General features: G+C 45.5%; 17 protein-coding genes. 5 read left to right on the forward strand and 12 right to left on the reverse strand.

Annotated elements, in window-relative coordinates; all coding sequences use genetic code 11:
- Positions 1–217: 217 nt before the first annotated feature.
- The gene (locus BMW59_RS08840) at positions 218–874 is read left to right on the forward strand and encodes a lysoplasmalogenase (RefSeq protein WP_093050459.1); all 657 of its coding nucleotides are present in this window, start codon (positions 218–220) and stop codon (positions 872–874) included.
- A gap of 757 nt (positions 875–1631) precedes the next feature.
- On the opposite strand, the gene BMW59_RS08845 is transcribed toward BMW59_RS08840, so the two are convergent.
- From BMW59_RS08845 to BMW59_RS08885, 9 genes are all read right to left on the reverse strand, one after another.
- On the reverse strand, positions 1632–2681 hold the full coding sequence (locus BMW59_RS08845; RefSeq protein ID WP_093050461.1) for a 2,3-butanediol dehydrogenase: 1050 nt from the start codon (positions 2679–2681) through the stop codon (positions 1632–1634).
- A 31-nt stretch (positions 2682–2712) separates the two neighbouring features.
- Positions 2713–4110 carry a dihydrolipoyl dehydrogenase gene (lpdA, locus tag BMW59_RS08850; RefSeq protein ID WP_093050463.1) on the reverse strand — a complete coding sequence of 466 codons (1398 nt, stop codon included), beginning with the start codon at positions 4108–4110 and terminating at the stop codon, positions 2713–2715.
- A gap of 29 nt (positions 4111–4139) precedes the next feature.
- Positions 4140–5408 (reverse strand): dihydrolipoamide acetyltransferase family protein, encoded by a 1269-nt coding sequence (locus BMW59_RS08855; RefSeq protein WP_093050465.1) that lies wholly within the window; start codon positions 5406–5408, stop codon positions 4140–4142.
- Between the two features lie 189 nt (positions 5409–5597).
- Complete coding sequence (locus BMW59_RS08860) at positions 5598–6632, reverse strand: alpha-ketoacid dehydrogenase subunit beta (RefSeq protein ID WP_093050467.1); 1035 nt, start codon at positions 6630–6632, stop codon at positions 5598–5600.
- Positions 6632–7648 carry a thiamine pyrophosphate-dependent dehydrogenase E1 component subunit alpha gene (locus tag BMW59_RS08865; protein ID WP_093050469.1) on the reverse strand — a complete coding sequence of 339 codons (1017 nt, stop codon included), beginning with the start codon at positions 7646–7648 and terminating at the stop codon, positions 6632–6634. Before BMW59_RS08865 ends, BMW59_RS08860 begins: the two co-directional genes overlap by 1 nt.
- Before the next feature lie 231 nt (positions 7649–7879).
- Positions 7880–9730, reverse strand: a complete 1851-nt coding sequence (locus BMW59_RS08870; protein WP_177174253.1) for a sigma-54-dependent Fis family transcriptional regulator — start codon at positions 9728–9730, stop codon at positions 7880–7882.
- Positions 9731–10004: 274 nt separating this feature from the next.
- On the reverse strand, positions 10005–10676 hold the full coding sequence (deoC, locus tag BMW59_RS08875; RefSeq protein WP_093050473.1) for a deoxyribose-phosphate aldolase: 672 nt from the start codon (positions 10674–10676) through the stop codon (positions 10005–10007).
- Between the two features lie 252 nt (positions 10677–10928).
- Positions 10929–12200, reverse strand: a complete 1272-nt coding sequence (locus tag BMW59_RS08880; RefSeq protein ID WP_093050476.1) for a NupC/NupG family nucleoside CNT transporter — start codon at positions 12198–12200, stop codon at positions 10929–10931.
- 168 nt (positions 12201–12368) lie between these two features.
- The gene (locus tag BMW59_RS08885) at positions 12369–13316 is read right to left on the reverse strand and encodes a DNA-binding transcriptional repressor DeoR (protein WP_093050478.1); all 948 of its coding nucleotides are present in this window, start codon (positions 13314–13316) and stop codon (positions 12369–12371) included.
- Between the two features lie 346 nt (positions 13317–13662).
- Here BMW59_RS08885 and BMW59_RS08890 point away from each other — a divergent pair, with 346 nt between their 5' ends.
- Together BMW59_RS08890 and BMW59_RS08895 are read left to right on the forward strand one after the other, a co-directional pair.
- On the forward strand, positions 13663–14007 hold the full coding sequence (locus tag BMW59_RS08890) for a DUF5665 domain-containing protein (protein ID WP_093050481.1): 345 nt from the start codon (positions 13663–13665) through the stop codon (positions 14005–14007).
- Between the two features lie 52 nt (positions 14008–14059).
- Positions 14060–14488, forward strand: coding sequence for a DUF948 domain-containing protein (locus BMW59_RS08895; protein WP_093050484.1), 429 nt, complete (start codon positions 14060–14062; stop codon positions 14486–14488).
- A gap of 850 nt (positions 14489–15338) precedes the next feature.
- On the opposite strand, the gene BMW59_RS08900 is transcribed toward BMW59_RS08895, so the two are convergent.
- Positions 15339–16295, reverse strand: coding sequence for an ABC transporter permease (locus BMW59_RS08900; protein WP_093050487.1), 957 nt, complete (start codon positions 16293–16295; stop codon positions 15339–15341).
- Positions 16296–17252, reverse strand: a complete 957-nt coding sequence (locus BMW59_RS08905) for an ABC transporter ATP-binding protein (protein WP_093050490.1) — start codon at positions 17250–17252, stop codon at positions 16296–16298.
- A 214-nt stretch (positions 17253–17466) separates the two neighbouring features.
- Here BMW59_RS08905 and BMW59_RS08910 point away from each other — a divergent pair, with 214 nt between their 5' ends.
- Positions 17467–18399, forward strand: a complete 933-nt coding sequence (locus BMW59_RS08910; RefSeq protein ID WP_093050493.1) for a hypothetical protein — start codon at positions 17467–17469, stop codon at positions 18397–18399.
- Positions 18400–18614: 215 nt separating this feature from the next.
- On the opposite strand, the gene BMW59_RS08915 is transcribed toward BMW59_RS08910, so the two are convergent.
- A complete protein-coding gene (locus BMW59_RS08915) occupies positions 18615–19742 on the reverse strand; it encodes a DEAD/DEAH box helicase (protein ID WP_093050496.1) in 1128 nt (375 codons plus the stop codon).
- Between the two features lie 115 nt (positions 19743–19857).
- Between BMW59_RS08915 and BMW59_RS08920 the strand changes: the two genes are divergently transcribed.
- Positions 19858–21414, forward strand: coding sequence for an ABC-F family ATP-binding cassette domain-containing protein (locus BMW59_RS08920; protein WP_093050499.1), 1557 nt, complete (start codon positions 19858–19860; stop codon positions 21412–21414).
- Positions 21415–21529 lie beyond the last annotated feature (115 nt).

The following is a 21529-nucleotide window of genomic DNA, read 5'->3' on the forward strand; positions in this document are numbered from 1 at the left end:
AAACAGCTGCTATTGTTTGAATAGCAGCTGTTTTCCATTAACTGGGGGGTCTGCCCCCCCAGTTAATGGAATTTCTTAGTATTCTGCCTTGCTCGTTTTCTTTTTACATTATATGGTATTATCAAAGAAGTAATTGCATAGAAATCATATATTTGAAGTTTTACAGAATTGCTTATTAAGGAGGGAGTAAGATCATTGAGTGGGGAGGAAGGGTGAAATGAGGCAATTAAAATCAGCATACGTACTGCCTATTTTAATTTTAGTAACTGGTCTTTTCTATACTTTTTACGTACCTGGCGAATCATTGGCTGTTATAATCCTATTTAAGTTAATTCCTATGTGGCTTATTATTGCGTACGCTATCCGGAGACTTCCTGATAGAAACAGGTTCTCCCGCTTCAGCACACTAATGCTTACCGGGCTCTTTTTCTGTATGCTTGGGGACGCGTTTATTGAAGGCACATTTATAGCAGGCCTGGCAGCTTTTCTAATTGGTCACCTTTTTTACCTGGCGGGCTTTTTCACAAAAATGACAGTTACTCCTTTAAAACTGGCTTCTCTTCTTCCTATTATTCTTTATTCTTTTATAATAGGAAGAGAATTAACAGGCGCGCTGAAAACTGGAGGCGAGGAACCCCTTATTATCCCCGTCATTCTTTATATTGCAGTCATATCTGTAATGCTTTTCTCTTCTGTTTTGACGGGAAACATATGGGCTGTCTCAGGAAGCATCCTTTTCGTCATCTCAGATTCTATTCTGGCCTGGAACATGTTCATCTCAGAAGTCGCCCATTCAGGAGCCTTAATCATGATTACCTATTACAGTGCCCAGTTCCTGATTGCACACAGCATCAGGCCCCTGGCGGAAAAATGAGGAGCTTTAGGCTGGTGCTACCGCTGTTGCAGTCTTTTTCTGCGACGAGCAAGCCCAAGGCGGGGCAGGAGCACCTACATATGTATCAGGACGAAAAACTGAGCACACCTGCGCATTCGGCAGCTTAAAAAGAAACTATTCAGGTTGGTGCTACCGCTGTTGCACCAACCTACGTATCACGACGAAAAACTGAGAATACCTGCGCATTCGGCAGATTAAAAGAGACTAATCAGGTTGGTGCTACCGCTGTTGCACCTACACATGTATCACGAAGAAAAACCGAGAATACCTGCGCATTCGGCAGCTTAAAAAAGACTAATCAGGTTGGTGCTACCGCTGTTGCACCAACACATGTATCAGAACGAAAAACTGAGAATACCTGCGCATTTGGTAGTTTAAAAAGAAACTATTCAGGTTGGTGCTACCGCTGTTGCACCAACACATGTATCACGACGAAAAACCGAGAATACCTGTGCATTCGGCAGCTTAAAGAAACAAAAAAAGTTGGTGCTACCAACGTTGCACCAACACATGTATCACGACGAAAAACTAAGAATACCTGCGCATTCAGCAGCTTTAAAAGAGACTAATCAGGTTGGTGCTACCGCTGTTGCACCAACACATGTATCACGACGAAAAACCGAGAATACCTGTGCATTCGGCAGCTTAAAGAAACAAAAAAAGTTGGTGCTACCAACGTAGCACCAACCTGCACAACTCCTAATGCCCCGCCCCCGAAAAGCATGCCCACAGCCCCTTATTCAGGGCTGACTAAGATTTTTATTTGGCTTTTGTCCTTTACAAGCTGTTCAAATCCTTCATTCACCACATCGTCCAATCCTATTTTCTTCGTAATCATCGTTTCTCCCTGGAAATACCCTTGTTTCATTAACTCCATAACCGCAGGGTAAATATGCCGGTAGGCAATGATTCCTTTTACAGTTCTTTCTTTTATAACAATATCATTCGGCTGAATTGCTGCGTCAGATTCCCAGATACTGACTATAACTGTTTCGCCTCCGGTATGAGTACTGTGAATCGACTGATTCAGCACCTCAGGAATACCTGTCACCTCAAAAGATACGTCCACACCGCTTCCAGCCAGTTTACGTATTTCCTCCACCGCATCTGCTTCTTTTGGATCGATCACGACAGCACCTAATTGTTCCGCAAGCTTTTTCCTGGATTCTGAGACTTCAACAGCATATATTTGCGAGGCACCGGCAGCTTTTAAGGCATCAATGACGAGCAGGCCAATCGGGCCGGCTCCAAAAACGGCGGCCGTATCACCTGCCTTCAGCGAGCTTTGCCGGATAGCATGCAACGCTACAGCAGCCGGTTCCACTAAGGCACCTTGTTCATAGGACAATTCGTCCGGCAGTTTATGTGCCATATGTTCTCCGACAACCGTAAATTGAGAAAATCCTCCGCCGCCTCCTGACAACCCGTGGAACCCTAATAAGTCTGTTAAATTATATTTTTCATCTTTGTATTCGCCGTTCTCATTCGGAGCCAGAATGGGTTCAATCGCCACTCTGTCGCCAACCTGAAGTTTGGTTACCTTGCTGCCGGTTTCAACTACTTCACCCGCAAATTCATGGCCCATGATAATCGGTGCTTTTTCTTTGCTGATAGGGTGCGGACTGTCGACTGGAATAAAGATGGGCCCGGCTAAATATTCGTGCAAGTCACTTCCACAAATTCCGCACCATTTCACTTTTACTTTCACATCATGTTCAGAAACAGCCGGTTCTGTTACTTCCTCCACCCTTAAATCTTTAGCTTTATACCATACAGCTGCTTTCATTAGCCAAGCCTCCTTTAAAGTTTTTATTCGCCTAAAGCTTATGAATCGGATGTCCCATCGCAAATTCAGCTGCTTCCATGATGGTTTCTCCCAGTGACGGGTGGAAATGGACGGCGAGAGACAGGTCCTCTGCCGTTAACTGGGACTGGATGGCCACGGTCAATTCATTGATTAATTCCGAAGCGAGCGGACCTGCTACGCGGGCCCCTAACAGCAGTCCGTCTTCTTCATTGAGAATTAATTCAACATAACCGCTGCTGCTCTCCATTGTTAATGCCCGTCCGTTTGCCGCGAATGGAAAGGACTTCCTGAAAGCGTCATAACCGGCTTTTTTGGCTTCTTGAACGCTTAAGCCGACTGAAGCCAGTTCCGGATCTGAAAAGACAACCGCCGGAATGACCTGTTCATCCACTGAATCTTCCCCGGCAATGTTATCTGCTGCCACTTTTCCCTGGAAGGATGCCCGGTGAGCCAACGCGGGCCCGTTCGTGACATCCCCTACAGCAAAAATATGAGGTTGACTTGTTGCACATCGCTCATTAATCGTTATAAACCCACGTTCATCCAGTTGCACTCCGCAATTTTCCAAACCTAATTTATTTGTATTTGGCTTACGGCCCACTGTCACAAACACATAATTGCCTTCGGCCGTTTTAAGCTCATCATCCACTGTATACTGTACTGTAACCCTTCCGTCACTATGGTTTTCGACTTTTTTAACCATGGCATTTTTAACGATATCCACATTGCCCGATTGCTGCAGTTTCTTTTCTGCAATGGCCACCAGATCCTGGCCGAATCCCGGCAGCAGCTGACTGGCCCCCTCAAGAAATGTTACGCGGCTGCCGAGATTGGCATATGCCGTACCCAGCTCCATCCCAATATACCCGCCGCCGACGACAATTATTTTTTCGGGAATATGATCTAAAGCCAACGCCCCGGTTGAGGAGAGGACTCTGTCGTCCCAAGAGAGACCCGGCAATTCCACAGGCGTGGAGCCTGTCGCAATAATCGCATGTTTGAACTGGAGAGTCCGCGTCTGACCTCCCTGGCTTGAAACTTGAATCGTGTGTTTACCGGTGAATTCAGCCCGTCCTTCGAGAAATTCGATGCTGTTTCCTTTCAGCAGCTGCCTGACACCGCTGGTGAGCCTCGACACAATTCCATCTTTCCACTGCTGAAATTGGGCCATATTTACATACGGCTCTCCGGCGTGAAGGCCCATCTGTCCCCCGTTAAGCATGTGCTGAAAATGGTGGCTTGCAGTAATTAATGCCTTAGACGGAATACAGCCTACATTGAGACATGTTCCTCCAGCGGATTTCTTTTCAATAACTGTGACCTGTTTTCCTGACTGGGCTGCTTTTATAGCGGCCACATAGCCTCCGGGACCTGACCCAATTACTACAACTTCTCGCTTTTCTCCCATTTATGATCAACTCCTATAGTTGCTCGGCCTTATATCAGCAGACGGTACGGATGCTCCAGATAGGCAATAACTGTATTTAAAAACCGGCTTGCAGGCTCGCCATCGACTACACGATGATCAAAGGTGAGGCTGAGAGGCAGTTTCTTTTTGGCTACTACATCTCCTTTTTCTGAAAAAGCCAGCGTTTCTTCAGTGGCTCCCACCCCTAAGATGCCGGTTTCCGGCGGGTTTAACACAGGCGTAAAGAACGAAATACCAGATGCGCCCAAATTTGTAACCGTAAACGTGGAACCGGCCATTTCTTCAGACGACAAACTTCCGTCCCGCGCTTTTTCACCGAGAGAGCGGATGGCTGCAGAAATGTCCTTGAGGGATTGATCCTGAACATTGAAGAGAACAGGGACCACCAGTCCTTTATCGTTAGCTGCTGCAATCCCTAAATGGATATGGCCATATTCATAAATGGTTCCCTCTTTTAAAGCACTGTTCATGTTCGGGTGCTCAAGCAAAGCTTTTGTCACTGCTCTTGCCAGTAAGTCTGTAACTGACACTTTTACAGACTCTTCATCAGTAGCAAGATCAGTATTTAACTCTTTTCTGAAAGCCATGAGCTTTGTGACATCAGCATGTTTCATGATTGTTAGCTGGGCCGTGTTACGGATGCTGTCATGCATCCGGTCGGCAATCACTTTCCGGATGCCTTTCAGTTCTTTTTTAACCGGTTCCTGGCTGGAAGCGCCACCGGCTGCCTGACTTGTTTCAGTTTGGGCAGGGACAGATACGGTTTGCGGGCTTACTTCTGTCCCGGTGCCTTTTTCAGCAGCCTGAAGCACATCTTCTTTAGTTACTCTTCCTCCCGGTCCTGTCCCAACAACCGTTTCGATATCAATACCTTTCTGTCTTGCAAGTTTTTTCGCTGCAGGGGAGGCCCGTTTTTTTCCGGCAGCCGGCGGCGGGCTTTCCGGCTTGAGAGCTTGCCGGGTCTGTTCAGGAGCTGTTTCCTTTTCCGGTTTTGTTTCCCCGGCTGCACCCCCGCTTTCAGGGTCCGGAACTTGTTCTCCCGGCTCACCGATAAAACCGATTGGTTTTCCTACAGCTACCACCTCGTCTACCTCCGCGCTCACTCCGATTAGTTCCCCGTCTGCAGGGGCTTCCACTTCGTTTTCTATCTTTTCAGAACTGATCGACACGACGGGTTCACCTTTTTTAACTGATTCGCCTTTCGCTTTGTGCCATTCTACAATGGTGCCTTCTTTCATGCTCATACCTAATTTCGGCATAATGATTTCCACTGCCATGACGTCTCCCTCCATTCTGTCTGTCAGGCCTTATGAAAAGGCAGGTGAGACCTAATGAGTCCACACCTGCCGGGATGTTTCACGACTATCAAAACATTAACAGGCTAAGAAGTTGTGTATGTGGGTTGCCATGAATACAGCCTTCATTAAGGATGCTTTTCTTTTGCCCGTGAAGCTTAGTTACCGACCTTACATCGTGACGGTCGTATCGTCTTCTATCATCTCTGATACTACTTTCAATATTTTCTCAGCAGACGGCAAATAGATGTCCTCTAAAGCAGGCGAGAATGGAACCGGACAGTGTGGAGCTGTGACCCGCTTAATCGGTGCATCAAGGTAATCGAATCCTTTATCAGCAACTAAAGCTGCAATATCCGTTGCCACATTACATCTCGGGTTTGCCTCATCCACAATAACCAGACGGCCCGTTTTCATAACCGAGTCTAATATAATCGACTCATCGAGAGGCGATAAACTCCGAGGATCGATCACTTCTGCGTCAATTCCTTTAGCTGTGAGCTGTTCTGCCGCATCCAGAGCTGTCTGTACCTGCTTGCCGATTCCAACAATCGTCAACTCATTCCCCGGCAGCTTGATTTCTCCCTTGCCCAGCGGAATCGTATAATAGCCTTCAGGCACTTCCCCTTTTACGTTATAGAGGGTTTTATCCTCAAAAAAGACCACCGGGTCATCATCTTCAATAGCGGCAAGCAACAATCCTTTAGCATCGTAAGGCGTGGAAGGAACGACTACTTTAATCCCCGGTATGGCCGTAAACATGCCATAGAGACTTTGGGAATGCTGGGCAGCTGCTCTGAAGCCGGCACCGTGCATCGTTCGGATGGTTAACGGTACTTTCGCTTTACCTCCGAACATGTAACGGAGCTTGGCACCCTGGTTCATCACTTCATCAAGACAGCTTCCAATAAAATCATTAAACATAAGTTCCGCTACCGGCCTCATTCCTGTCGCCGCATTCGTTACTGCCGCCCCGATGTAACCGGCCTCGGCAATCGGCGTATCAAGAACACGGTCACGGCCAAACTCCTGAACGAGGCCTCCGGTAACGCCCATAACACCGCCCCATGCTTCATCATCCTGCAGGTGGTCCACTTCAGCACCGCCGGCCACATCTTCACCCATCAGTATGACATTTTCATCTTTACGCATTGCCAGCTGCATCGCTTCTTTAATCGCTTCTGAAAAAGTTATAATTCGTGCCATTATACGTCCCCCCTGTCATGAGTTTCATAAGACACATACACGTCTTTCGTTAAATCCTCTTCAGCCGGCATTGGGCTTTCTTCAGCGAATTTAACTGCAACCTCAACCGCATGGTCCACACGTTCCTCAATATCATCAAGTTCTGCGTCCGTTAACAGCCCTTCACTCGCAATATACTCACGGAACTTTCGCAGCGCATCCAGCTCCTCCAGATGGCTTTTCTTTTCAACGTCCGGTTTATATTTCTGAGCATCTCCTTCAAAGTGTCCGTAATTACGGTAAGTTTTACATTCGATCAGGCTTGGGCCCTCACCGTTTCTGGCCCGTTCTACAGCTTTCTGGGCTGCCGCATAAACAGCCGTTGCATCTTTCCCGTCGACAATTTCCCCGGGAATGTTATAGCCTTTTGCCCTGTCTGCTATATTTGTACAGCTTGATGCGTATTCAAATGGGGTAGCTTCAGCATATCCATTGTTTTCAGCCACAAAGACAACAGGCAGGTTCCAGATGGCCGCAAGGTTAATTCCTTCATGGAACGTCCCGTGGTTCCCCGCTCCATCACCAAAGAAGCAGACAGCCACTGCCCCTGTTTTTTTCAGCTTGGATGTGAGAGCGGCCCCGGCTGCCAGCGGAAATCCGCCGCCTACAATACCATTTGCTCCAAGCATTCCTTTCTCAACGTCTGCAATATGCATAGACCCGCCTTTTCCGTTACACAGCCCGGTTGCTTTTCCGAAGAGCTCCGCCATCATCCCGTCAAGTTCGCACCCTTTGGCTATACAGTGTCCGTGGCCTCTGTGTGTGCTCGTAATGCTGTCATTATCATCGAGGTGTGCACAGACCCCTACAGCCACTGCTTCTTCACCTGCATATAAATGAACAAACCCTGGCAGGACCCCTTGCCCAAACAAATCATGGACCTTGTCCTCAAACTTCCGGATTTCGCACATCTTCTGATACATCCAGCTGGCTTTCTCAGCAGTTATCCCTTGTACTGTTTCTTCAGAGACTTTCATCTTCACATTCCTCCCTTTAATGGTTTATCAACACACGCTCACCCCTGCAGACGTCATCTTCACCTCCTCAGGTTGTCTATAAAACTATAATGCAAGTTCCATGCCACATTGAAAACGCTTACAATATAAGGGGTTGAGCGTTCCTTCCCCATTAAAAAACGGGACAAAATGAGAATTGTCTCACTTTGTCCCGTTTTGTCTCATTATGTTCTGCCAGCAGTCTGAGCGATTCTAAAGCTGATATTTTTTAACTTTCCGGTAAAATGTACTCCTTGGCATATCCAATAGCCTGATCGCAGCTGAGGCCCTCCCGCCTGCTGCTTCAATTGCTTTTTTTATCTCCTGTTTTTCAATCTCTTCACGATAGGTCATATTATGAGACGGCGCTTCAGCGTCTGTTAGTTTTTGGATATAAAGCCCGTTCATCACCTCTTTTATTTTTTCAAGGTCAGCCGGGAGTTGAACAGGAAATGTCACTCTTAGTCTGTCCAGGCAGTTAATCAGCTGACGGATATTCCCCGGCCAGGACATGTTTCTGAAAATTTGCTCAGCTCCATCCCGCCAGTGGATACTCCAGTTATGTTTGTCACAGTACCAGCTTATCAAATGGACAATATCGTCATACCTTTCCTTCAGTGAGGGCAAATGGACAGGATAAACGTACAGTCTGTAAAAGAAATCTTCTCTCATCGTTCCTTCTTTTACCATACTCATTAAATCCCTGTTCGTAGCTGTAATAAGCCGGAAATTCAGCTGTTCTGCCCGATGGCTGCCTATGGCTGTCACTTGCTGGTGATCGAGTACTTTTAACAAAGCTACCTGCATGGCAAGAGGAATTTCCCCAATTTCATCGAGAAACAATGTCCCCCCGTCTGCCTGGAGAAGCCTGCCTTTGTAACCTGACTTTTTAGCTCCTGTAAACGCCCCCGGTGCATAGCCGAATAACTCGCTTTCGATAAGAGTCGAAGGCACGGCTCCGCAGTTCATTTCCACAAAGGGGCCTTGATGGCGCGGACTGTGGTCATGTATTGCCCTCGCCAGCAGTCCTTTTCCTGTACCGGTTTCACCTGTTAAATGAACCGGTATGTCAAAGGCCGCCGCCTGTTCTGCCTGTTCGAGCGTCTTCTGGAATGCCGAACTGACACCCTTGACGCCTGGAAACTGAAACGGTTTTTTTTCAGGGATAACAGAAGCTGCCTGAACAGGGCGCTCTGATTCAGAGACAAACACTTGATACCCAATGACCCGATCGGATCTCTCAGAATATACTGGCGTTTTCATCTTTACATCCCACCCTGTTGTTTTAATGGCTTCGTCGGTCAGTGGTTTATGGCGCAAATCAGATAAACTGTTAAGACTGTGGGGGACATGAATAATCTTATTCATCCGGTTACATAACAGGTAAGGGGAAGAGTCTCGAAATTGCAGGGCCCGGCCCATAAGCTCAAGCTCATCCTCTTTCATTTGCTTGTGCCATTCATGTTCAATCGCATAGGCGGAAGCAACCACTGCGCCAAGCGTATGGTCATGCTCACAGGCTCCTACTCTCGTCGATACGTCCAGAACACCTAAAAGGTTGCCATCTTCATCTTTAATGGGTGCTGCTGAGCATACCCAGTTTTGTGACGCGACCGAATAGTGCTCAGCCCCAATGACTGTAATCGGCTCCTGGTTTCTGAGCGCTGTGCCGATCGCGTTAGTGCCCACCTCTTCCTCTGTCCACTTTACTCCCTCAACAAAGTTAATCTCACGGGCTGAATTGATCGCATCCTTTTCCCCGACTACTTTCAGGACATACCCTTCCGGGTCAATTAAAAGCAAGATAGATTTTGTATGTTTGAATAAGCTGTGCAGATTGTTCAGAAATGGAGCCGCTGCTTCAATCAGCCGGGCATTTTGGCGCTGTCTTTCTTTTAAATCGCCGAGACTTAAAAGCTGAATTCCCTTTCCATCATATGGGTTGACACCGGACTGTCTGCAGAAATACCACGACTCCATAATCCGCTTGTTCATGCGGTCAGAATCAAGTGCCCCCTCTTTAACAAAGCGCGTCCAAACCTGTTTTTTCAGCTTCTCTTCCATTCTTAGCCACCCCATTTTGAAAAGTATAATCAAATGCGGCACAACGGGTTTCTTTTAAATTAAGATTGGATTTAAGAGTTCTTCCGGCAAAATTCTTCTATTTTCTATTATACAATTATTTGACATTGTTTTTGTGAAAATTCAGAAAAAGTTACGAACATATTAAGAAGGAAAATACAGGGTGTTCCTGAAATTTCTTTCCTTTTTTAATGACCAAAAAAACGAGCCGCGGCATGTCCTGCGCTGCCGGGCTCGTTTAAAGTTAACAAGTATTTTAGTAGTCGCTGTCTGCTTTTTCACCTTCTACAATCTTCACACCAGCGCTCGCTCCAATACGGGTGGCACCTGCGTCTGTCATTGCCTGGGCGTCCTCCAGGCTGCGTACACCGCCGGAAGCTTTCACACCGGCTTTATCGCCGACTGTTTCTCTCATCAGTTTAACGTCTTCCACAGTGGCGTTGCCAGTTGAAAAGCCGGTTGATGTTTTAACAAAATCAATTCCTGCTTTAAGGGCAATTTCACACGCACGGACTTTTTCGTCGTCTGTCAGTAAACATGTTTCAAGAATGACTTTTGTAAGAGCTTTTCCTTTAGCGGCTTCTGCTACTGCTTTCATATCCTCTTCTACGAGGGCGTCGTTTCCATCTCTCAAAGCCCCGATGTTAAGGACCATATCCACTTCTGTTGCTCCGTTTTCAATTGCATTTTTCGTTTCGAACGCTTTCGTCTCAGGTGTATTTGCGCCTAAAGGAAAACCGATTACTGTACATACATCCACGCCGGTTCCCTTTAATAGCTCTGCCGACTTTTTGACCCAGGTCGGGTTTACACAGACTGAAGCAAACTGATAATCTTTCGCTTCCTGGCAAAGCTTGTCTATTTGTTCTTCTTTCGTTTCAGGTTTCAGCAATGTGTGATCAATAAGTGAAGCAAGTGACTGACTCATTAACATTCATCCTTTCGGTAATGGTTTTTTTTCATTCGGTTTTATTATCTCATATTAGGGCGGAGAGGTCTTCCCGTATCTCGCGCATATTCGCTGATAGACTCTCCCTTTCCGCTGATTGAATAGCTGTTTTCGCTGATTGAATTGGATTTTCGCTGATTGGACCCTCTATTTCGCTGATAGAACTCAATTTTCGCTGATTGAGAACTCTCTTTAGCTGATCGGCTTCTCAAAAACTTTAAATCTCTATTTTTAGAAAAACATCCCTGCAATAGATGCGTTTAGAAGTGAGGCGAGCATACCCGCCATAACGGCTTTCACACCGAGCCTTGCGATATCTCCTCGGCGGTTAGGCGCCAGGCGTCCAAGCCCTCCAAGAAGAATCCCTAGAGATGACACGTTTGCGAATCCGCAAAGTGCGAAACTTACAACAAGAACTGTTTTAGGCTGTAAATTTTCAATTTCTGGTCCAAATGCCGCATAAGCGACAAACTCGTTCAAAATAAGTTTTTGGCCAATATAAGATCCGGCCTGGAATGCTTCAGCCCATGGCACACCGATCGCAAAAGCTAGTGGTGAAAACAGAATACCGAAAATATTTTCCAGAGTAATTCCCTGAAGGTTAATCTGGGCATCAGATCCTACTAACCCAAGGAAAAAGTTTACTGTAGTGTTTATAATGTTTTCCGCGCCGCCAAGTATCCCGTTCGCAAGTGCAATTAATGCAATAAATGCAAGGAGCATCGCACCGATGTTCAAAGCAAGCTGTAAACCTGTGCTTGCACCGCGTGCCGCTGCGTCTATGACGTTATAAGATTCTTTATCGTCATCCATTTCGATGTTCCGCTCGTCGGAAGTGGCTTCCGGATCGGTTTCCGGGAGCATAATTTTTGCCATAACAAGCCCTGAAGGCGCAGCCATGAAACTTGCTGCAAGCAGATATTCCAATGGTACACCAAGAAGTGAATATCCGATAAGAACAGAACCGGCTACTGATGCAAGTCCTCCTGTCATAACAGCAAACAGTTCGGATTGAGTCATTTTATTCAGGAAGGGCTTAACAACAAGCGGCGCTTCTGTCTGCCCGACAAAAATGTTTGCTGCGGCGGACAGGGACTCCGGCTTACTTGTCCCGAGAAATTTAGCGAGGGCGCCCCCGATAATTTTAATGATATATTGCATAATTCCTAAATAGTAAAGAACGGAAATTAAAGATGAGAAGAAAATAACCACCGTCAGTACCTGGAAGGCAAAAATCATTTCGACCCCCTCAGCGGCGAAAATTCCGCCGAACAGGAAATTGATCCCTTCATCAGTGTATCCGATGACATTATTTACAATTCCTGTGAATTGTTGCAGTGCAGCTCGTCCTGTTTCCCAGTAAAGAACGATAAATGCAAAGGTCACCTGAATGGCAAGTCCGCCCAGAATGGTACGCGGTTTAATTGCCTTTCTGTTATTTGACAGTAAATAGGCAATCGACAAAACTACTAATATACCTAATATTCCCCATAAAATATGCATGTTTAACACCTCTAACTTGTTCTGGTCGTGGTTTGGAACAAAATTGATTAGACGTCTAACAACCTGTTGCTAACTAAACTATAACAAACGCCTTGAACATTTGTAAACCTTTTCATGAATGTTTTTTCATATAGCATGGCAGGTTATTTTTAACAGCCTGTGCCATGCCTACTCCTCTGCTTCTTCTATTAATTTTTTTGCTGTATGGGCATCTGTGACAAGGACATTGGCGTAGTTTCCTTTCAAAGCTCCACGAATACCCGGAAGCTTGCCCTCTCCCCCTGCAATCAGCACGGAATACTCCTTCGTGCTTAAATCTTCCAGGTTAATTCCTAAAGTTCTCGCATTCAATTCATCGCTGCAAATCTTTCCGTTTTCATCGAAAAATCGTGAACAAATGTCCCCAGCTGCATGACTGTAAATGGATTTTAAATCTTCTTCTGAGAAATACCCGAGCTGGAACAGCAGTGATTCAGATTTTATTTTTCCGATTGTGTAAAGGGCAATATTAGCTTCTTTCCCCATATCCAGAATGTTTTTAATATATCTGTCCGCTTCAATTGCCTGTTTAACAACGACATGATCAACAATCGCTGGGATTGGCAGATGGCGCGGAACCGTGTTAAAGGCCTGTCCGAATAAATTAAGTGTTTCCCCTGCATAAGTGTTCGTTTCAGAATGGCTGACGCTTCCCTTTAACTGAACCACCTTTACATTTGACACCTTTTTAGGGGTGAGCTTTTTAGCAATCTCATAGAGAGTCGTCCCCCAGGTAAGGCCAATCATATCTCCGTCTTTGACAATTCCGTCAAGATAGTCCGCGGTAGCGCTTCCAAGATTGCGTTTAATTTGTTCCTCGTCACCGTCAGGCGCATGGACAACGATCGCTTTTTTTAAACCAAATGCTTCTTCAAGCATCTGTTCAAGCCGGGTGACATTTTGTTCCGGATCTTTTACTGTAATTTCTATAAACCCTTCTTCCTTTGCAAAATTTAGAAGCCTGGAAACGGTAGGTCGGGATACTCCTAATTTTTCTGCGATCATACTCTGGGTATAATCGTATACATAGTACATTCTCGCCGCTTCGATTGCTTTATTCACTTTTTCTTTTTCCATTTTTAACACCTTCTTTTCAAGAAAAAATTTATAGTTTTGAACTTTTTTTCATATAGTTATGAATACTATTTCACACCTTATCATAAATGCATCCGTCTAAAGACACAAGTTTGTTAACAAAATTTTCGCAGATTTATTTGTCACAGCCGAGTCTAAAGACCTGTTATGGAAAAGCAACAGCTGAAATGCAGCTATTATACTCTCCTTTTTTTGAATCGATCGTGCTCTTCACTAATATTTCGGGAGATTATTCGCAGAACTATAGATGGAAAAGTGTCAATGGTTTACAATAGGTGACAACGGGGAAAACAATTACCACTGATTTCAATGAAGCGAGGTGCTTGTTTTGCCGTTGACAAAAGAACAGGAAAAGCGGAAACTTCCTTCCAAAACGAGGGGTGATGAGAAGCGTCAGGAGGAGAATGAACGTTTCGAAAAACTGCTGGATAAGCTGGAAGATATGACGACGAATGGGCGTTTAAAAGATATGGCCTATCATTTTACGGACAAAAAAGAAGTGATTAAGGTTAATCTTATGGCCGGTGTCGCCCGTGGTGTCGGAATGACCATTGGAACTGCTATATTCCTGGCACTGCTATTTTATATTCTGTCACAGGCTATTTCTTTGCCGGTAGTCGGCGAGTATATTGCCGAACTGATGGATACGGTTGATAACTACCGGAATGAATAAACATCAATGAACTGCTCACAATAAATCAAAAATCTTAGACGAGGTGATACATATGGATTGGTTAGGTATTGGTGTATTTATTCTTTCACTTGCTTTTGCAGGACTGGTTATTATTTTAATTCCTGTTATGAAAAAGCTCGCTGCAACGCTTGACAACACTGCTTCAACAGTGGAAACAGTCAACAAAAGTATTGGGGATGTAACTGGTGAGGCAACTGTGCTGTTGTATAATACAAATGAAACGCTCGTGGATGTCAACGGCAAAATTTCCAAGCTGAATCCGCTGTTTGATATTCTCCACGATACTGGCGAGTCTGCCCATCATTTGACATCTACGCTTGCCCGTTACACTGCCGGTAAAGCTGAACGCGGCCATGCCGCATCCGAATTTGTCGACCGTAAAAATTTAGAAGGTATTTTACGCGGCGCAGCTTTTATTTATTATTTAAGAGAATTTAAAAAAGAATACGATAAAAAATAAACAACCGTAACCCCTGAAAGGTAAACTTTCAGGGGTCTTTTTATTTTAAAGGAGGTTTTAAATGCATGGGAGTGTACTGTTTGCCCGTAAGTTTTTATCTGGATCAATAGAGAAAGGGATCAATTGATTTTTTTTAATTACTTATGGTTATCATTCACTTTAACAGCTGGAGCCGCAAAACTTTAAACGTTAATTCCACTACCATTTGCAGGCTGAAAAGTACGCCTGCAGGCTTATTTGCTCTGATTCTCTCCTTTCTATAATTTTTTTCTGGTGGTACACTAATACGTTATGTTAAAAAGACACGACCGCTTGTACGAATATACTGCTTGTTCCGCTGATTTTTAACTTAGTTTTACTATCTGGCTGCTGCTGGCCGGAACGTGCGCCTGCGCGGGAGCAGAATTGAGTCTTTATGAGGGGGACTGTGCGGTGGGGCGTGACGGATCGGGGCAGTCACGGTGACGGTGGCGATGGCGGCGACGCAAATTATGTCGAAATTTGTTATACGGTAGAGTTCCACTTTTATACGGTAGAGTCGTTCGGTTATACGGTAGAGTCGTCCATCTATACGGTAGAGTCACCCGGCTATACGGTAGAGTTCCGCATTTATACGGTAGAATCACCAGATTATACCTCAGAGTACTCCCCCGATCCCCCAGCCTAATAGGTAGAACCCCCTCTATACGCCTAAAAGTCCACAAATAAGTCGGCAAAAGGATTCCGCTATGCGGCTGGACCCTGCTAAAAGGGGCCTGCCTGCACGGATCCCCCCTGACTCCAAGAAGCTCACCACGATAAAAAACCGGCATATATACTGATACATGCCGGCTGCCTTCGTTTCGTTTTATTAAGCTAAATCGCGTTTTTGAAAATAAACCGTACTGGCGCCTATAAAGACGAGAGCGTAAACGGCAAGGACCCCAACGGAAAAACCGAGTCCTACTCCCGGGAGGAGTTCTTCTCTTACGACGTAAGCCGGAAGGTCCATATGCGGAAGAAACACATACTTATACCAGGCCGTTTCTCCCAGCAGAGCCGTAAATGCCTGTGAGATGCTTGTGGCAAAAAGGATGAAAATTCCGATGCCTACAGCGAGCGTCTGGCTTTTAAATAATATGGAGATTGAAAATGAGATGATGATAAACATCAGCAAATTCAAAAAGTACAGTCCGGCTTTTTGCGGCAAAACTTTATCGATGGTGGTATAAAGGTTATTTCCATCAAAGTTCATCTCCATGACAGGTGTTGAGGGGCTGCCTGCACCAAAAAACAGCGTCCCCAGAATGAGATTAACAATGCCTAACAAAACAAAAAGAGCAGCAGAGAACCCGACCACAGTCAGGAACTTAGCCAGTAAAAACTGCCAGCGCTCAAACGGACGGATGAGCAGATGTTTCATCGTCCCGTTGTCAATTTCAAAGGAAACAATCGAACTGGCAGCGATCACGGAAAATAACGTAATGAAGGAGGTCGCTACTAAAAGAGTCTCATTCATAAACGTCATATTATTAGTAATATTCGGGTCCACCCCCGCAGCAAGCAGTGCCTCATTTTCTTCTATCTTCTGCTCTGCACTTTCCCGTACCCACTCTTCGTCCTCATTGGCAAGGATTTCTTCCTGTTCAGCAATCTCTGTTTCCAGAGCAATCTCCCAATTCTGCCCCTGCGGTACGGTGGTTTCTTCTATAAACGAATAGTAAACAGCCGTGATAGCGATCATTAAGACGACAATTGCCGCGGCAAAAATCCATGTTTGTTTTTTGTTCCACAGTTTAATCCATTCATTTTTAAGTAATGGAAGCATTTAGGTCGCCTCCTTTTGCAGTTCGTCAGATTTCTCTGAAGTTAATGCCAGGAACTTATCTTCAAGTGTAGAGCGCCTGGATTCGAGCCCGAATACGTCTACCCCAGCCTGGACAAGACGTCGGTTTAATTCCGGCAAAACGTCATGAGGCATTTTCAATAGAAGTACCGAGCCGTTCTCTCGCTGGGAAAGGGTTACCTCTTTAAAACCGGCAATCGCCTCTTCCGCCAGGCCAATATGGCTGTCAGCCACACGCAGAGCGACAAGCTGTCCGGCAGCGCCCTCTGCCTCTTCTTCCTCATGTATATTTGATATATTAATGATTTTTCCTTTTTCCATGATCACGACTCTGTCACACATCAGTTGCATTTCAGACAGTAAGTGCGAAGAGACAAGGGTTGAAATGCCGTTGTCTGCCAACTGCTTTAAATAGTCTCTTAAATCACGGATGCCTTTTGGGTCGAGTCCATTTGTCGGTTCATCTAAAATGAGCAGAGCCGGCTCATGTAAAATGGCCTGGGCGACCCCAAGCCGCTGCTTCATCCCTAAACTGTATTTCTTAACTTTATCATGGATGGCGCCGGTCAGCTTCACTAGTTCAACGACTTCATCCACGCGTTTCTTGCTGATGGTGTTTTTCGCCATCCTGGCGTACTGCTCCAGGTTCTTATAACCGCTCATATGGTCATAGAATGCTGGATTTTCGACGATGGCACCTATTTCAGATTTGCAAGCCAGGCCTTCCTCGTCTAAATCCCGGCCGTTTATATACACTTTCCCTGACGTCTTTTTTATGAGGCCGACAATCATGCGTATTGTCGTAGTCTTTCCTGCCCCATTTGGCCCCAGCAAACCGAGAATTTCACCTTTTTTCATCTGGAAAGACGCATTATGTACAATGTTTTTTCTATTCAGCTGCTTTGTCAGCTCATTAATCTCAAGTACCGTTTGACTCATCGTCTCCCTCCTATTTTTTTACTAAATTATGAAACTATGACTTTTGTTCTTAATCCAGGAGAAAATATGGTAGGATATAGGAAACATAGTTAATTATATATACGGAGATTTTTGAAAAACGTTTCGTTCCTTAAGGAAGTTTTTTACTTATTAAAGCATAGCATAGTTTACTGCTTCTAATGATGGTCATCATAATAAAAGAGAGGTTTATTAAATGAAAAGACTTACTCAGGATCAGTTTTTTAAAGCGGTTGATTTTATTATGACTAATGCCAGGCCTTTGGATAAAAAGCTTTTTGAATATTTTTTCTGGAACGGTTCAAGTCTCGCCGTTATGAACGAACTGTGCCGGTATCAAAACACGGACGGCGGCTGCGGCCACGGAATTGAGCCTGATATACGAACGGCCGTTTCCAGCCCTGTCGGCACGTCAGTCGCTATGCAGTATGCCTGCATGGTTAAAACGCCTCTCCAGCATCCTTTCATTAAACGGGCGATGCAGTATTTTACCAGCGTGTTTGAGGAGAATGGAAAGTGGCCGTTAATTCTCCCTGAAATGAATGACGAGCCGCACGCAGACTGGTGGCACTATACAGGGCAAACTGGCGGGGGTTTCGAAGCGAACCCAGGAGCGGAGATCACCGGGTATTATCATGCTTATCCCCAGATTCTTCGTGACGGCCTGCTGGGCACCCTCCATGACCATGTGTTCCAGTATATTGAAAACACAGAAGGCGTGATGGAATTTCATGAGGTGCTTTCCTATTTAAGACTGGCAGAAGTCATACCGGAACCAGGTAAAAGTATGCTGACGGATCAACTGAGAAAAATAGCGCCAAAGGTTGTTACAACTAATCCTGAAGAATGGGACGGCTACTGCGCCAAACCTCTTTGGATGGCGCCATCCCCTGCTTCGCCGCTCTATTCTGTTCTTAAAAACAACGTGGACCTTAATCTGGATTATGAAATTGATAATCAGGCAGCAGACGGCTCATGGCATCCTTTCTGGGAATGGGGCCAATTCAGGGAAGTGTGGGAAAACGAAGCTAAAAAGGAATGGCAAGGCTGGCTCACTGTAAAAACGCTGCTGGCCCTCCATTCATTTGGACGAATTGATGAAAAAGTGACTGTAGAAAAGAGGTCTTAGGCCAATTCGGAGAACTAAGAAACAACATGACGGACATCAGCTTCCTTCCCTTAAACACGTCTTTCAGGACTTAAGGGGAGGTTTTTTAATTTCAGGGTACAGCACCCCCGTTTTTTTCTCCTCTGATCTTTTTGGTCAACGGCGCTTTCTCTTTAAGTCCAAACACAAAAAAGAGCACTCAGTAAAGTGCTCCTCTTCGCATCAGCTAAAACTCATTAAACTAATTTTCCGTGTGAGAACGTTTTTTCATCTATTTGGAGCCCCAGTTTGTCGCCGATTTGCAAGAGCCGTTCTTTCTCTCCTTCAGTGACAATGGATACGACCGTGCCTGACTTGCCGGCCCGTCCTGTGCGGCCGGAACGGTGGACATACTGCTGAATATCGTTAGCAAGATCAAGCTGGATCACATGGCTGACCTCTTCAATGTCAAGTCCCCGTGAAGCCACATCGGTGGCCATCAGCACCGGTACCTCTCCGCTCCGGAATGATTTAATGGCTTTTTCCCTCTCCTGTTTCGAAGTTGTCCCATGGAGAACGCCTACGTTTTTCCCTCTGTATTCCAAACGTTCGGCGAATGTTTCAAGTTCATGAATGTCATTTGAAAAAGCGAGTCCATACATCCCTTCCATATTGACCAGTTTTCTGAAAAGCTTTGCTTTTTCCCGCCGTTCGGCGACTAAATACATATGGTCGACTCTCTCTAAATGATCCTGATCCATTTTGATCCGGATAACTTCTGGCGCCTCGATTCGTTCTTTCGCCTGTTTTTCCACATGAGGAGGAATAGTAGCGGAGCAGATAATGCGCTGACAGTCTTTCATGACAGCTTTCATTAAATGGTCCACTTCACCGATATGCTCTTTGGCAAAAAGCTGGTCTGCTTCGTCAAGCACCACGGTTGTCACTTCGTGAAGTTTCAGCTTCTTCGATTTGGCCAATTCTGTCAGGCGGCCGGGTGTCCCCACTATGACATGAGGTTTCTTTTTCAGCTTCTCCTGCTGGCGTTTCACGTTAGCGCCGCCGATTAATGCTGCTGCTTTAATTCCGCTGTCTTTTGCCCAGATGTTTACATTATCCAGAATTTGCATTACCAGTTCTCTGGATGAGGCTGTAATAATAAGCTGAGCCTGTTTTATGTCTGGGTTGATTTTTTGAAGAGATGGCAAGAGATACGCCAGCGTTTTCCCCGAACCTGTCGGTGCTTCGGCGATAATATTCTTCCCTGCCGCTGCTTCCGGAATCATTTGTTTCTGTATAGGTGTTAATTCTTTAAAGCCTGATTCTTCCCATGCCTCTTGAATATACGGGGGCAAGGCCGCTATGATAGATGATGGATTACTCATTGATTTCTCCTTTTTTGAGGTGTAAACTCAAACAGTCTGTATTTTTTAACATAATCCGATTTTAACTTATATAAGACAAATAAACCAAATTTTTTCTATAAAGGTGTGGAACCTCATGAGTATTTTAACGGTCAAAAATTTGAGCCACGGCTTCGGCGACAGGGAAATCTTCCACGATGTGTCATTCCGGCTTCTGAAAGGTGAGCATATCGGCCTTGTGGGTGCTAATGGCGAAGGAAAATCGACATTTATGAATATTATTACCCGCCAGCTGGATCCTGATGAAGGAAAAGTGGAGTGGGCAAAAAATGTCCGTGTCGGCTTTCTAGATCAGCACACGGTTCTTGAAAAGGGCTTAACGATGCGTGACGTTCTGAAGAGTGCGTTTCAGTATTTGTACGACATGGAAGCTGATATGAACAGCATGTATGAGAAAATGGGCGAGGCAGACCCTGAGGAAATGGAAACCCTCCTTGAAGAGGTGGGCGTGATCCAGGATATGCTCACAAACAATGATTTTTATACCATTGATGCGAAGGTTGAAGAGATTGCCCGCGGCCTCGGTCTTGATGAAATCGGCCTTGAGCAGGACGTCAATGATTTGAGCGGCGGTCAGCGGACTAAAGTGCTTCTTGCAAAGCTTCTCTTGGAAAAGCCGGACATCCTCCTTCTCGATGAGCCGACAAACTACCTTGATGAACAGCATATCGAGTGGCTGAAACGGTACTTGCAGGAATACGAGAATGCGTTTATTCTCATTTCCCATGATATTCCTTTCTTAAATTCAGTCATTAACCTCGTTTACCACATGGAAAACCAGGAGCTTAACCGGTATGCCGGCGATTACGACCACTTTTTGCATGTGTATGAAGTAAAAAAACAGCAGGTCGAAGCAGCTTACAAAAAACAGCAGAAGGAAATTGCCAACCTTAAGGATTTCGTTGCGCGTAACAAAGCACGTGTGGCTACCCGGAACATGGCGATGTCCCGTCAGAAAAAGCTGGATAAAATGGAGAAAATTGAACTGACTCAGGAAAAACCAAAGCCGGAGTTTCATTTTAAAACCGCGCGGACACCAGGCAAGCTGATCTTCGAAGCAAATGATCTGGTGATCGGCTATGACGAGCCGCTGTCCGAGCCGTTAAATCTCCGTATGGAACGGGGCCAGAAAGTCGCCTTGACAGGGGCGAACGGGATCGGAAAAACGACGCTCTTGAGAAGTCTGTTGGGAGAAATTCCTCCATTAAGAGGATCAGTTGAGCGCGGCGACAACCTCCACCTCGGTTATTTCGAGCAGGAATTAAAATCACAGCACAACCTCTCGTGTATTGAAGATGTGTGGGAAGAGTTCCCCCACTTTTCCCAGTATGAAGTCCGCTCGGCGCTTGCCAAGTGCGGGCTCATGACAAAGCATATTGAGAGTAAAGTAGCCGTCTTAAGCGGCGGTGAAAAATCAAAAGTACGCCTTTGCAAGCTTATTAACAATGAGACGAATGTGCTTGTTCTTGACGAGCCGACCAATCACCTGGATGTGGACGCTAAGGCTGAATTAAAGCGTGCCCTTCAGGAATACAAAGGCAGCATTCTTCTAATCAGCCACGAGCCTGAATTTTATGAGGATGTAGTCACCGATGTCTGGAACGGTGAAGACTGGACAACTAAAGTGTATTAAGGAAGTAACTGGCGCGAAGAGCGTCAGTTACTTTTTTTATGGAGGCGGGGCGGTTAAATATCTGATTGCTGCCAAACGTTAATCCTCCTTCTCTCTAACTTACTAAAAATATGAA

The sequence above is a fragment of the Salipaludibacillus aurantiacus genome (assembly GCF_900111295.1).
Taxonomy (GTDB): domain Bacteria; phylum Bacillota; class Bacilli; order Bacillales; family Salisediminibacteriaceae; genus Salipaludibacillus; species Salipaludibacillus aurantiacus.

Coding starts and splice junctions, on each gene's coding strand:
- lpdA (WP_093050463.1), bottom strand. CDS start 4,110: ATGGGAGAAAAGCGAGAAGTTGTAGTAATTGGGTCAGGTCCCGGAGGC.
- BMW59_RS08865 (WP_093050469.1), bottom strand. CDS start 7,648: ATGAAAGTCTCTGAAGAAACAGTACAAGGGATAACTGCTGAGAAAGCC.
- BMW59_RS08905 (WP_093050490.1), bottom strand. CDS start 17,252: ATGAGTCAAACGGTACTTGAGATTAATGAGCTGACAAAGCAGCTGAAT.
- BMW59_RS08840 (WP_093050459.1), top strand. CDS start 218: ATGAGGCAATTAAAATCAGCATACGTACTGCCTATTTTAATTTTAGTA.
- BMW59_RS08870 (WP_177174253.1), bottom strand. CDS start 9,730: ATGGAAGAGAAGCTGAAAAAACAGGTTTGGACGCGCTTTGTTAAAGAG.
- BMW59_RS08910 (WP_093050493.1), top strand. CDS start 17,467: ATGAAAAGACTTACTCAGGATCAGTTTTTTAAAGCGGTTGATTTTATT.
- BMW59_RS08920 (WP_093050499.1), top strand. CDS start 19,858: ATGAGTATTTTAACGGTCAAAAATTTGAGCCACGGCTTCGGCGACAGG.
- BMW59_RS08895 (WP_093050484.1), top strand. CDS start 14,060: ATGGATTGGTTAGGTATTGGTGTATTTATTCTTTCACTTGCTTTTGCA.
- BMW59_RS08880 (WP_093050476.1), bottom strand. CDS start 12,200: ATGCATATTTTATGGGGAATATTAGGTATATTAGTAGTTTTGTCGATT.
- BMW59_RS08860 (WP_093050467.1), bottom strand. CDS start 6,632: ATGGCACGAATTATAACTTTTTCAGAAGCGATTAAAGAAGCGATGCAG.
- BMW59_RS08855 (WP_093050465.1), bottom strand. CDS start 5,408: ATGGCAGTGGAAATCATTATGCCGAAATTAGGTATGAGCATGAAAGAA.
- BMW59_RS08915 (WP_093050496.1), bottom strand. CDS start 19,742: ATGAGTAATCCATCATCTATCATAGCGGCCTTGCCCCCGTATATTCAA.
- BMW59_RS08885 (WP_093050478.1), bottom strand. CDS start 13,316: ATGGAAAAAGAAAAAGTGAATAAAGCAATCGAAGCGGCGAGAATGTAC.
- deoC (WP_093050473.1), bottom strand. CDS start 10,676: ATGAGTCAGTCACTTGCTTCACTTATTGATCACACATTGCTGAAACCT.
- BMW59_RS08845 (WP_093050461.1), bottom strand. CDS start 2,681: ATGAAAGCAGCTGTATGGTATAAAGCTAAAGATTTAAGGGTGGAGGAA.
- BMW59_RS08900 (WP_093050487.1), bottom strand. CDS start 16,295: ATGCTTCCATTACTTAAAAATGAATGGATTAAACTGTGGAACAAAAAA.